This is a genomic window from Rufibacter sp. JT20002 (assembly GCF_056491185.1).
Map to the genome: position 1 here is coordinate 73,720 of NZ_JBSZJY010000005.1, position 12,687 is coordinate 86,406.

Sequence of the window (12,687 nt, forward strand, 5' to 3'; positions counted from 1 at the left end):
TCCGAAAACCTATACTAAATCTATTCCCTTATGAATGATGCACTTGCACTTCCGGTTGGCACCACTCTGGACCGTTTTATCATGAGAAAGCAGGAAGATTTCCCTTTCGCTTCCGGTGAGTTATCGCAGTTGCTGCGGGACATGGCGTTGGCGGCAAAGATTGTGAGTCGGGAAATCAGCCGTGCCGATCAGGATACCATTGGTACCGTAGGCACCCAAAACGTACAAGGCGAGGACCAGCAGAAACTGGATGTGATTGCCAACATCCGTTTCATCAGGGCACTGCGCAACGGGGGCGAAGTATGCACCATAGTGTCTGAGGAAGATGAAGACATTATCCATACTGGCAATACCAACGCCAAGTACATTGTGGCAATGGACCCCTTAGACGGGTCTTCTAACATAGACGTGAACATTCCGGTGGGCACCATCTTCGGTATCTACCGCAGGCTGTCCGACGGAGGGCAGAACGGAACCCAGGAAGACTGCCTGCAAAAGGGAACGCAGCAGGTGGCAGCGGGCTACATTCTGTACGGCGCCTCCACCATGCTGGTGTACACCACAGGTTGCGGCGTGAACGGCTTCACTTATGAACCTTCCTTAGGCGAGTTTTTCCTTTCGCACCCAGACATCAAAATTCCTACGGACGGAAGGCAATACTCCTGCAACGAAGCCAATGTGAGCAACTTTCCGTTGGGCATTCAGAATTACCTGGCCTTCTGCCGCGAGCAGAAATACTCCTCGCGGTACATTGGGTCCCTAGTGGCCGATTTCCACCGCAATCTTCTGAAAGGAGGCATCTATTTTTACCCAGGTTCGGCCAAAAACAAGGCTGGTAAGCTACGATTGCTATACGAGTGCAGTCCCTTGGCTTTTATTGCCGAGCAAGCGGGTGGTCAGGCTACCGACGGCATTGACCGCATCCTGGACAAAACCCCGGCTACTCTCCATGAACGCTGCCCTTTGGTCATTGGATCTTCTGAAATGATTGAGAAAGTGCGCAAGTACATGACCTTATAACCTTAAGCAGGTCACTTTAAACCAAGCATCCGGTTTGGGGCTGTTCTTACGAAAACAGCCCCAAACCGGATGCTTGGTTATACATGTTCAGCTCTACAGAGTGTTGGAGTATTTTTTCGACTGAAGGGCCGTTTTCCAGAAGCGCACGCTAGCTATCTGTCCTTTAAACCAAGAGCGTTTATCCATGCGGGTTCCAATGGAGGTCTTGGCAGTGGTCGGAATTGGCAGGTACTCCATCTCACCGGAAAGCTCCAATTGTTCGTTCACGTAACCCTTGAGTTGCTTGTCTTTGTAGGTGAGGGTCATGGTGGCCCACTCGCCCACCGGATGCGTTTTGGTGGAATCAACCAAGGTGAGGGCCGCTATTTCATTGCGCAGGAAAAAATCGGCATACCATTGGTTTTGCTTATTTAGCCGAAGCTCCAATAAAACACGTCGTTGCCCCAGGCTCATATCTTCAATGTGCAGGAAACGCTGTTCCCGGTTGGCAGGTCCTGCGGGTTCGGGCTTAAACACCACTTCAATGGTGAATTCCTCGGCTCCGGCAATGGGATTGTGCCCTACCAGCAATCCGTCATCTACTTCATCAAAAGCGAGTACAGGAGTTCCGTCTTGGGTTTGTTGGGCCGTGGGATTACCTAACACGGTAGTTGGGTGACCTCCTACCAAAGTGGGCGAATGCATTGACCACCGGGTAGGCTTCATGGTGACGCAGGAAGAAACCACCAGCAATACCATAGAACTCAGCAAAAAGGCAGCATTTCTCATAGGGTTTGTCTTTTCCTTTTTTATCCTGATTTCTGAAAAAAGCCTTGAAACGGAGGTAATACCAAGATGAGAAGCAGGCTCCTGACCTCTTCGTGGCTATTGTTTGATCTGCGGTTTTACAATCCGGTTGGCCAACTCCAGTTTCTGGGCTTTCATTTCGGCTAAAACAATCTGTGCCATCTGGCGAGCGCCTAGTTCGTTGAAGTGCGTGTCATCAATTTTGCCTTGAGGGTAGTTGGGGTGCTCCTCCGGCGCAAGGTGCACGAAAAGTAGTTTAGAGCTCTCTGGACCGAGTTTCTGCAGCAGTTCCTGGCTTTTCCGGTCCAGGTCAATAAGGGTTACTTTTTGTTTTTGGGCCACAGACCGCACAATGGCTGAGTACACGGCATGGGTTTCCTCAATTTTACCAGAGGGGTTAAACAAGCGGCGGGCAGCAGGGGTAATCAACACAGGAGTCACCTTTTTCTTTCTGGCTTCCGAGACAAAGCGCTCCAGGTAGTTTCGGTAATCACCTTCGGTGGTGTAGCTTTTTTTGGTGCTCACCTCGTCATTGTGCCCGAACTGGATAAACAGGTAATCGCCGGCTTTCATGGAAGAAGCCACCGGCTCCCATAGCTTCTCTTCAATGAACGTTCGGGTACTCCGGCCGTTTTTGGCGTGGTTTTCTATAGTCACACTTTCGTCAAAGAAATACTTAAACGGCATGCCCCAGCCTGTCTCAGGGTAGGCCTTGGTTTCCTTGATGGATATGGTAGAATCCCCGATCAGGTACACCGTGATGGGTTGTCTCTCAGGGAAAAGGAAGGACATGAGGCTTAAGCAACTTAGGCCTAAAAGCAGCAGGATAGTAGGAAACTTCATGGCAGGAGGCATAGGATTCAGAGTTTTACTTTGTTTGGCAAGGATACATTCTCCCCGTTGATCCAGGCGTCTTTAAACTAGACGTTTTTCACGTTGAAGAAGGTATAAGGCTTCTTAACCCTTTATTTCTACGTTGATTAAATGTAAGTTATCCAACGGGGCCTTTTCTTAGCCTCCCGGCAGCACGCCCACTGAGCCGCCATTCTGCACCTTCATGTTCCGGCGGAGAAAGGCTTGTTAGAGGGCAAACCGCAACTCCCAAGAAAATTCGTTTAAAGGTCATTTTACTTGAACCAAGGGCAAAACACCTTTGTATTTACCATTCGGTTCGGGCCAGCATGGGCGAGGCTCGTTTACAGAGTTGCAGCGCCAGACCCCACGGGTCACGGAGCATGACCAAGTGAGAGCCGTCCTCCAAATGTTGGTCAGCTACCAGGGTAGCCCCTGCCGCGCAAAGGCGATCCTTGTCTAAGCCAGGATCTTCCGACACAAAAGCCAGATGCACCAGCAAGGGGTTCATGGTGCGGTACGGCGGCACCTCCGCGGCGGGGTTCAGGTAAATCTCTATCAGGATACGCCCGCTGTCATCGGCGAAAAACGTGGTGTAAGGGGATTCCTTCTGTTGCCGGACAATGCGCATGTCCAGGTGCTGCACGTACCAGGCGGCCATGGCAACGGGGTCTTCTACGTTAAGGGCGAAATGCTCTAATTTCATAGTATTCTGTTGAACGTGTTCTGTAATAAGGCAGGGAGCCTCTTGCCCTTGCTTGTTTCACTTGCAAACGAAAGACGAGCAAGGTTAAGAGGTATGTATAACAAACTCCAAAGATCTTGAAGCGCAATCGATTGCGCTTAATATCCTAAAAAAAGCACGTCCTGTGCTTCTATTTCCCTGGTCCTTGGCTTCATTAAATATGCTTAACTTTTAAACTAAAACCAAATCTCTGCGGTGAATTAAGCCCTCTAAAGTGACCAGTGGGCATAAAGTTACTTCCGAGTCCATCAAACTAAGTTGAACACTCTTAACCACCCTCTAAACTTTCTTCATCCAAAGAGCTACTTACTTGATTTTATGCTCCTTTGCAGAAAACAGCCATAAAGCCTGTGGTATTCAGCACTCTCAAGGTCTTTCCTATCCGCTCTAACAAGTCCAAAGTAGAAACGTGATCAGCCTTGTACCCAGATAAACCCTGATGTTTACTATCTATTGATTTATATTTTAACTAACTTCATTTCAATAGTTTAACGCTTCTAAGGTCTACTGCTATGGAACAAAACTATATTTCAGAGCCTCTGCAGGAGAAACCTCCTCTTGGGACCCGGCTGGATAGGCTGAAGCACCTCATTAAGGCTCAGTTCACCCAACTGAAAGAACCCGTGGTGGAGGAGTTGCTGCTGAAATTTAGTTGGGTGGAGTTAAACCGGGGAGAGATTCTGTGCAAGGAGGGCGAAGTGGGCGACTGCGTGTACCTGCTGGTGTCTGGCAGGTTAAAAGCCTGGGTAGAGTTCGGTACCCGTGATGCTCGCCAGGTGGGTGAAATTGCCCAAGGCGAAAGCGTAGGCGAGATGGCGCTTATTACCGGTGAGGCGCGTTCTGCCACCATCACTGCCATGCGCACCTGTATGCTGGCCAAACTACTCAAATCTGACTTTGATGAATTGGTCGCTCACCACCCCGAAGTAGCCGTTACTTTGTCCAAGCTTATCATTGATCGGCTCAACTATACCATGCACCACACCCGGGTTCCAGCTAAAAACACCAATTTTGTCCTGGTGCCTGCTACTTCCAGTCTTGTCATCAAAGAATTTACGGCCCAACTGGTGGAGGCTTTGCATGACCATTACAGCATTAGGCATATCCATAAAGAGTTACTTCCTCACGCCCTGCAGGACAGGTCATTACCCGAAGAGGAGCGTTCTTTTGAAATCCACAACTGGATGGCCGAGCAGGAAGTAAACCAGGGCTACGTGATTTTCGAGGCCGACCCTGAAGACCTGGAATGGACTGGGCATTGCTTGCGGCAAGCCGACAAAATTCTGCTTTTGACCGAGGCTGACCAAGGCACCGCTCTATCCGATTTGGAGCGATTCCTTTTCTCCAGCGGAGACGAGCAACTGCAGCAGGCCACAGAAGTAGCGTTCCTGTATCCCCACACCACAGAGAACCCTAATAAGACCCATGACCTGTTAGCCCTTCGGCCGGTTTCCCGCCACTACAACATCCGCCTTCAAGATCAGCGGCACTTGAATCGGTTAGCACGCATGCTCACAAACAAAGGAATGGGATTGGTTCTGGGCGGTGGCGGCGCCAAAGGCTTTGCCCACATTGGTGTCTATAAAGCTTTACAAGAGGCAGACATCCCCATTGATATGGTTTGCGGCACCAGCATTGGCGCCATCATTGCCGCGGCCATAGCCCATGAATGGGATCCGGAAGAGATGTACAGGAAAGGAAGAAGTGCCTTTGTCACTGACAAACCCCTAAGTGACTATACCCTTCCCGTTCTCTCGCTCCTCAAAGGCCATAAACTCCAAAATACCAACCGTAAGTATTTCGGGGAAAAGAACATTGAAGACCTGTGGCTTAACTTCTTCTGCATTTCCAGTAACTACACCTTATCTGAAATGGTGGTGCATGAACGCGGTCCCCTCTGGAAATACGTGACAGCCTCCGTTTCTATTCCCGGGGTGCTGCCTCCGGTGGTAGACGGCAACAACCTGCTCATAGACGGGGCTTCCTTCAACAACTTTCCGGTAGATGTCATGAAAGCCCGTTACGGCGGAAAACTCATTGGCATTAACCTACTGGAAGACAAAGAATATAAACTGAACTACACCAACCTGCCGGGCGGCTGGCATCTCTTCCTTTCCCGCTTCCTCCCCTTCCTGAAACGGTACAAAAGCCCCAGCATCTCGGCCATCATGCTCAAATCCACCATTCTCTCCAGCATGGTGCACCAACGGAAACAAATCAATGACCTTGACCTTTTCCTGAACCCACCAGTAGGTAAGTTCAGCCTGCTGGACATGAAGAATTTTGACGCCATTGCCGCCACCGGGTATGCCTACGGAAAGGAGTTTCTTCAAACCGCTCCACTAGAGGATTTGAAGATCAAGAGCATGGCAACCACCGAGATTACCTAGGCTAGTTATTTGGCAGAATAGGTCATTAACTTTCCCTTTCAAATTAAGGCTACAGCAAAGCAAAGTTTTAAGGTCTTTAGGATAAAACAAGCCCAAAACCGTGATGTCGATTTTCTTGATAAGGATTTGCCTTCTTATTTAAAAGGTAAGCCCTAGGAGATTTTGCCTCCCTAGTTAACATAAAAACCGTTTTGCTTGAAAAAGACTGTTTATTTGGATACCTTAGCCGGAAATTTTATAATAAATCAACTTTACATCTAAGTTGATTCTCCTTTTTTTAGGGACCTCCCACCATCAGCCCACTTTCCGAAAGGCGGTTTTTAGCACGATTTAGTAAACGAATCCTCAAAGCGAGCCTGGTTGGTTTGGGATTTCTCCCACCTCTGTCACCGGAAACATGCTGGCTTAAGCCGGAATATCGCGTGTCTTCCTTTACGCTCTCGTTCTTGCTTCAGTGATACAGGCACTGTTGGTTTACGTTTCCCCCTACCCCTTGCAACGCCTCTTTCCGCAATCAGAAGGCGTTTTCAATACTCAAGTTGGTTCCCCCAATCTTCACCCTATTGAAACCCTTCATGATGGCAACCTTTACCTTACCTGTTCAAGCCGAAAGCAGAACCTCCCTTTCTGCGGCGGTCAGAACCCACCTCCTTCTATGGACTTTTCTCCTTAGTATCATCTTTTGTTTACCAACTAGAAGTATAGCCCAAACCACCATTACTGAGATGGAGATTATTCCCATGCTGGAGTGCGTGAAGTGGGTAGCGTCAGAAAATAAATTTGAAGCCGTTTTTGGGTACAACAACCCTAGTAAAAGCGAAATCTCTGTTCCACCTACCAACAGTTCCCTTTCGTGTACCGTCTATAATCTGAAAGGCCAGGTTCCCACCGTTTTCAAACCAGGGCGGGTGTTCTCGGCTTTTACGGTGCAGTTTGATTGTCCGGTGCTGGTCTGGACTGTGATTGGGCCAAGTGGCAAACCTAAATCCGTTGCGGCGAGCAGCAGTTCCACCGCTTGCGCTACCGGAGGCAACATTACGCCGGTTATAAGTTCCCCCGGAAAGAATACCACCAAGATTGGATCAGAACTAAGTGTGTTAATTGGTTCAGGGCTTACCAAAAGCAACGAGGTGTACCAGATAGAACAGTTCAATGGGCAGACTTACGTGTTCATTAGTTTGTATGCCGTTCCGGGTGGTACCACGGCCTTACTGGCCAGCCTGCAAACCTTGGGGTTACTAGAGCCTAAAGTAAGCAACCTGCACATCACCGGCTGGCTACCCATTCCCAGGCTCCCCGATTTGAATGGATTAGCGAACCTGAACCTTGCCATGCCGGTGTTCACCCCGCTTACCAATGCTGGCGCCACGACCACCCAGGGAGACAGAGCCCAACGCACCGACCTGCTCCGAACCGCTTTTGGCATGCAAGGACAAGGAATCAAGATTGGGGTTTTATCTGACAGCTATAACGCCAGACTGGGCAACGGAGCCCTGCTGGGTGTACAACAGGGCGACCTTCCCGGCCCGCAGAATCCCTTGAACCAGGAACCTGTCCAAGTGCTAAAAGACCTTTCCCCGGGTTCAGACTTGGGCACTGACGAAGGGAGAGCCATGCTGGAAACCATCCATGATGTGGCCTCCAAAGCCACTTTGGCCTTTCGAACCGGGTTTGATGGGCCCATTGACTTGGCCCAGGGCATCAGGGAAATGAAAGCGGCAGGCTGTCACATCATTGTGGATGATATCACCTACATAGATGATCCTTTCTTCCAGGACGGCATAGTGGCACAGGCGGTAGATGAAGTGGTGGCGCAAGGTGTTTCCTACTTCTCAGCTGCCGGTAACTTCGGGGAGCGGTCTTACCAGGGAGTTTATACCCCCCTAGACCCCGCCACCAACCGAAAACATAACTTTGGCGGGGGCGATGTGCGGCAACGGCTGTTTTTACCAGAAGGAATTTTCACCCTGGGTCTGCAATGGTTCAGCAGTACGGGCCAAGACCTGGATTTCTACCTGACGGATGAAAACGGCAACATCATTATCGGGTACAACCGGGCCAGTACGTTTCCTTTTGAGGGTATGTCCTTTGAAGTTGGGCCGGGTGGCGCCGTAGCCAACCTGGTGGTAGAGAATGCCAGTGCCACCCTTGATCCTAATGTGGTTTTTAAGTACGTCATCTTTAGGGGCAACGCCGCCATAGGGGAATACCGCACCGGTACCTCCACCATCACGGGGCACGCCAACGCCGCAGGGGCTATGACGGTGGGCGCGGTTCTGTACAGCAATGGGCCTGGTTACACCACCACCCTACCTACCATTGCTTCTTTCTCCTCCAGAGGAGGAACCCCGCTCTTTGGCGCTGGCGCCATCCCCAGAACCAAACCAGATTTCGTGGCGCCTAACGGCGGCAATACCACTGTGCCTATCGGGATCCAATATGAAGATGGAGACTCCTTCTTCAATTTCTTCGGGACCTCCGCGTCTGCCCCGCATACCGCGGCCGCTGCAGCCCTGCTCATGGAAGCGCATGTTAAGTTTTCTGGTCCCACGCTGCCCCCCGCCTCCGTAAGGGGCCTGCTGCGGTCCACGGCCTTGGACATGGGCTCAACCGGACATGATCTGGCCAGCGGATTTGGGTTTATCAGGCCCGACAATGCCATTTCCACCTTTGCCACTCCTACGCCTATTGTCCTGAGTTTTACAATTGAAAAGGCCACGGAAACGAGCCCAACTGGCCCTCTACCCGGAAACAAACTGGTAGTGAAGGGTCATTATTTCAAGGGAAATTCAAAGATAAAATTCGCCGGGGCTGACCTATCTACCACCTATATCAGTGACACCGAAGTCGCGGCCACAATCCCAGAGTATTCAAGCACCACTAACCCCTCCATTCAGGTCTGCAGTTTACCCACCAGTATCAAAGGTGGAGACGGAGGTTGTTCCAAGCCGCTGTACCTCTTCCCCAAAAGGCTCATCACCATCAAAGCCAACAACCTCACCAAACGGTATGGCGATCAGATGCCTCCCCTTACCGCTACCTTCATCCCCGATGACAGCCTACAAGTCAGTGACCTCCGGTTTACAACGCTGGCCACGGATCTTAGTGATGTAGGCGCTTATGTTATTACGCCTTCACTGGTGGCGGGTCACCCATTTCTGGCTCGGGCAGACAAGTACGAGGTGGTGTTGGAACCGGGCATTCTACAGATTGAGAAAATTGCCCTTGAAGTGGCGGCCAGGGACGTATCCATTGCCGAGGGTGCACCGATTACTGGCTTTTCGTACTCCTTCAACTTTCCAACGCCCATCCAGAACCGAAGCGACCGGATTGAACTAGTCCGGAGCAACCTGGCCCAGGCCCACCTGGCTTTGCAGACAACCAAGGTAGCGCTGGTGACCGAGGCCGAGTTGCTGAACGTGGAATCTATCCGGAACAGGAGTTTTCTGGTAAGTGAATTAGCTGAAATCAACGGTTCCAGAATAATCAACGGTAGTAGAATTCTCAACGTGGGCAGCCATATCTTAAATGAATTGAACGCAAATGACCTGGAAGCGACTTCCATCATGAATTCTACCTTCCTGTTGAGCGGAAGCCGAATTCTGAACGGGAGCCGAATTCTAAATGGCAGCAGAATTTTGAATGGTAGCCGCATTCTCAATTCCAATACTGTGGGCCTTGCTAATAATGAGGAATCTGTTCTTATTTTGAATGAAGCAGATGAGGTTATTTCCAGGCTCTATTCCATCAACCTGATCACGGGGTACACCTTAGGAACCCACCGCTGGGCACCGGCTACGCTGCTCTCCCCTAACGTGAACGTCACGTACGGCGAACCCGGCAACTTCTTCGTGAACCCCATTGGTACGGGGGTAAGGGCCGTAAAACCCATTTTGGAATGCGTGCAAGTTTCTAGTAGGCCCGGTTTCTACATTGCCCATTTCTGGTATGAAAACCCCAATACCCAAACGGTGGGGTTACCGCTCAACAGTGAAAACAAATTGGTGTACGCCGGAGCCCAAGCCCTCTGCTTTGTAAACGGAACCAAAATCCCCACCATCTTTAGGCCAGGCAAAAACTACGCCTTCTCAGTGGAATTTGACGGCTCTAAACTCACCTGGAACTTAACCAGCTACCAGGGAGTCAAAAAGACCTCCATCGCGTCCTCGGCAAGCTCCACTTCGTCCAGGTGCAAAACCACTAGGGCCATCAGCTCCACTTGCGGAACGGCTCCAATCCAGGGCGTTGCCACCAGTAAGTTGGAAGCTGCCCCAACCCAGGAGCCCGGTGGCATCAGGGTATTCCCGAACCCCATTGGAAATGAAGTGTCCCTGGAGTTGAGTGATTTAGGCGTACCTGAGGTAACCGTATCCATTACAGATGTTTTAGGAAAAACGTGCTTGAAACGCCAGCAACTGCCAGTAAGCAGTTCCGCCCATACCTTGAACACAAGCCATTTGGCGTCTGGGGTCTATCTCCTGAAAATAGAATACGGCAATGAGGTGAAATCCTTCAGGCTGGTGAAACGGGAGTAAACCTGATTTAAGTCCGGAAGTCTGCATTTCGTTTAGGGGCAGATTTCCTGAAACAAGAGGGGGTTGTAAGGTCAGGAACACTTCGGGTTGATGACCTTACCATTTGCTCAAACAATTTAGAAGCACTTAAAAACATGGGTATGAAAAAATCAATGGTGCTGTTGCTTTCTGTTTTTCTGTCAAACCTGTTGATGGCCCAAACCTCCACCCCAAACAGTTTGCAGGCACTACTTAAAACAGCCAAAGACACCTCACGGGTGACCATCTTGTTGGAGTTAAGCAAAGCCTATAACGGAACTGATCAGAAGAAAGCCATTTCGTACGCCCAGCAGGCACTTGCCGCCTCCCGCGCCCAAAAGTACCTGAAAGGAGAAGCCTATGCTCTGAAAAGTCTGGGGTTGGCGAATGTGAATGAGGGTAGCTACCCAGAGGTAATCCGGTATTGGGAGCAATCACTGGCCATTTTCAACAAGCTGGGCGATAAAGTGGGGGCAAGCAACATGCTCAACAACATAGGCGTGATTTACTCCATCCAGGGTTGGGATGCGAAAGCCATTGAGTTTTACTTAAAGGCTTTAAAAAAAGGAGAAGAAAGCGGGGACAAACTCCGCATTGCCACCGCTCTAGTCAACATTGGGGTTGAATACTTTAACAACCCTGCAACCCATGACAAAGCACTTTCCTATTATCTCAGGGCCTTACCACTCACCCAGGAACTCGGGGATCATGCCATGCTTGGCACTTTAACCGGTAACATAGGCGAAGTTTACTTTGCTCAGGGCAATGACGAAAAAGCACTGGCTTATTATAAGAAAGCCCTAACCATCTTAGAACCTGCCGATATCAAAGACAAAGTTGCGTACACCCTCAACAACATAGGGAAAGTATACGCCTCCCGCGGAGACTTGCCCAAAGCGATGGAGCAACACCAAAAAGCCCGCCAGATAGCGCATTCAGTATCTGCCAAACTGGAAGAAGCCCAAGCCATGAATTTCATTGGGCAGATCAACCTTAAAACAAACAGGGCGGAACAGGCCTTAGCCACATTTCTGCAATCCAAGAACATTGCCAGTGAGTTGGGGGCCAACCACGAGTTAAAAGATGCTTATGCCGGTCTGGCCCAGTCGTACCAAAGGCTGGCAGATTACAAGAAAGCCTACCAATACCAATCGCTGTTGTTAGGAATCAAGGACACGTTGTACAACGCCGAGACAAAGGAGAAAATCAACAACCTGGAGGCAAACTACCAGAGTGAGAAAAAGCAAAGCCAGATTGATCTTCTAACCAAAGACAGCCAGTTGAAACAAGCCAGCCTGCAGCGGCAACAGGTGTTCCGGAATGCCCTTTTGGTGGTGTTGGGGCTCATTATCATCCTGGCGGTGGTACTGTTTCTAAACTTCAGAAACAAGGTAAAAGCCAATAAACTGCTGCAGCACAAGAATGAAGAGATCAACGCCCAGAAAGAAGAACTGGCCACCCAACGAGACCATTTAGAGAAAACGTACAACAACCTGCTCAACACCCAAGAGCAACTGGTGCAGTCAGAGAAAATGGCCTCCTTGGGGCAACTTACCGCTGGGGTGGCGCACGAGATCAACAATCCCATCAACTTCGTCTCGGCGGGCATAGAATCGCTTCGCCTGAACTTCACAGACATTATGGAAGTGGCCAAAGTGTACTTTCAGTTGAAGCCGGGGGTAGATAACACTCAACAACTGCAAAAGCTGGAGAAACTCAAAAAAGAGTTAGAGGTAGAGGAGCTCATTAACGAGTCTGAGCAGCTTTTCTCCAGCGTGAAAAATGGCGCTACCCGCACGAAGGAAATCGTGAAAAGCCTTAAAAACTTCACCCGCCTGGATGAGGACAACCTTAAAAAAGCAGACCTGCACGAGGGGTTGGATTCAACCCTGGTAATCCTGAACAACCAGTTGAAAAACCGCATTAAGATTGTGCGCAATTACGGCGACCTGAAGGAAGTCAACTGCTATCCCGGCCAGTTGAATCAGGTCTTCATGAACATATTGAACAACGCAGCCCAAGCCATTCCGGAGGAAGGTACCATTGCCATCAAAACCTACACTGATGATGACTATGCTGTCATTAAAATCAGGGACACTGGCCAAGGCATGACCGAGGAAGTGAAAAAACACATCTTTGACCCTTTCTTCACCACCAAAGACGTGGGGGAAGGCACGGGCCTGGGCCTCTCCATTTCCTACGGAATCATTGAGAAGCACAAAGGCAAGATAGAGGTGGAATCTCACCCCGGCGAAGGGACTGAGTTCACCATCAGAATTCCCCTACAGTTTACCCCAGCCTCCCAAAACCTGAAATTTGAGACTGTCTCTTAACCTAGCTA

7 protein-coding genes are annotated in these 12,687 nt (G+C 50.0%); 4 read left to right on the forward strand and 3 right to left on the reverse strand.

The genetic code is table 11. The features are described 5' to 3' along the window. The first annotated feature begins 30 nt into the window (after nt 1-30). Entirely contained in the window at nt 31-1,020 is a 990-nt protein-coding gene (gene fbp, locus ACW9SV_RS19860; RefSeq protein ID WP_479558518.1) for a class 1 fructose-bisphosphatase, read from the forward strand. 93 nt (nt 1,021-1,113) lie between these two features. Here the strand turns inward: fbp and ACW9SV_RS19865 are convergent, their stop codons facing one another. The 3 genes from ACW9SV_RS19865 to ACW9SV_RS19875 all read right to left on the reverse strand — a co-directional run bounded on the left by ACW9SV_RS19865 (nt 1,114) and on the right by ACW9SV_RS19875 (nt 3,364). Beyond that, the gene (locus ACW9SV_RS19865) at nt 1,114-1,788 is read right to left on the reverse strand and encodes a LamG-like jellyroll fold domain-containing protein (RefSeq protein WP_479558519.1); all 675 of its coding nucleotides are present in this window, start codon (nt 1,786-1,788) and stop codon (nt 1,114-1,116) included. Nucleotides 1,789-1,884: 96 nt separating this feature from the next. After that, on the reverse strand, nt 1,885-2,598 hold the full coding sequence (locus tag ACW9SV_RS19870; RefSeq protein WP_479558520.1) for a rhamnogalacturonan acetylesterase: 714 nt from the start codon (nt 2,596-2,598) through the stop codon (nt 1,885-1,887). 367 nt (nt 2,599-2,965) lie between these two features. Further along, entirely contained in the window at nt 2,966-3,364 is a 399-nt protein-coding gene (locus ACW9SV_RS19875; protein ID WP_479558521.1) for a VOC family protein, read from the reverse strand. Between the two features lie 551 nt (nt 3,365-3,915). Between ACW9SV_RS19875 and ACW9SV_RS19880 the strand changes: the two genes are divergently transcribed. The 3 genes from ACW9SV_RS19880 (at nt 3,916) to ACW9SV_RS19890 (ending at nt 12,679) form a co-directional block, all read left to right on the forward strand. After that, nucleotides 3,916-5,793: a cyclic nucleotide-binding and patatin-like phospholipase domain-containing protein gene (locus ACW9SV_RS19880; RefSeq protein ID WP_479558522.1), complete on the forward strand. Its 1,878-nt coding sequence runs from the start codon at nt 3,916-3,918 to the stop codon at nt 5,791-5,793. A 575-nt stretch (nt 5,794-6,368) separates the two neighbouring features. Then, nucleotides 6,369-10,328 carry a T9SS type A sorting domain-containing protein gene (locus tag ACW9SV_RS19885; RefSeq protein WP_479558523.1) on the forward strand — a complete coding sequence of 1,320 codons (3,960 nt, stop codon included), beginning with the start codon at nt 6,369-6,371 and terminating at the stop codon, nt 10,326-10,328. 140 nt (nt 10,329-10,468) lie between these two features. Continuing rightward, nucleotides 10,469-12,679: a tetratricopeptide repeat-containing sensor histidine kinase gene (locus ACW9SV_RS19890; RefSeq protein WP_479558524.1), complete on the forward strand. Its 2,211-nt coding sequence runs from the start codon at nt 10,469-10,471 to the stop codon at nt 12,677-12,679. Nucleotides 12,680-12,687 lie beyond the last annotated feature (8 nt).

Excerpts from the sequence above, each read along its gene's own strand:
- fbp (WP_479558518.1), top strand. The coding sequence starts at position 31 with ATGAATGATGCACTTGCACTTCCGGTTGGCACCACTCTGGACCGTTTT.
- ACW9SV_RS19865 (WP_479558519.1), bottom strand. The coding sequence starts at position 1,788 with ATGAGAAATGCTGCCTTTTTGCTGAGTTCTATGGTATTGCTGGTGGTT.
- ACW9SV_RS19870 (WP_479558520.1), bottom strand. The coding sequence starts at position 2,598 with ATGTCCTTCCTTTTCCCTGAGAGACAACCCATCACGGTGTACCTGATC.
- ACW9SV_RS19875 (WP_479558521.1), bottom strand. The coding sequence starts at position 3,364 with ATGAAATTAGAGCATTTCGCCCTTAACGTAGAAGACCCCGTTGCCATG.
- ACW9SV_RS19880 (WP_479558522.1), top strand. The coding sequence starts at position 3,916 with ATGGAACAAAACTATATTTCAGAGCCTCTGCAGGAGAAACCTCCTCTT.
- ACW9SV_RS19885 (WP_479558523.1), top strand. The coding sequence starts at position 6,369 with ATGATGGCAACCTTTACCTTACCTGTTCAAGCCGAAAGCAGAACCTCC.
- ACW9SV_RS19890 (WP_479558524.1), top strand. The coding sequence starts at position 10,469 with ATGAAAAAATCAATGGTGCTGTTGCTTTCTGTTTTTCTGTCAAACCTG.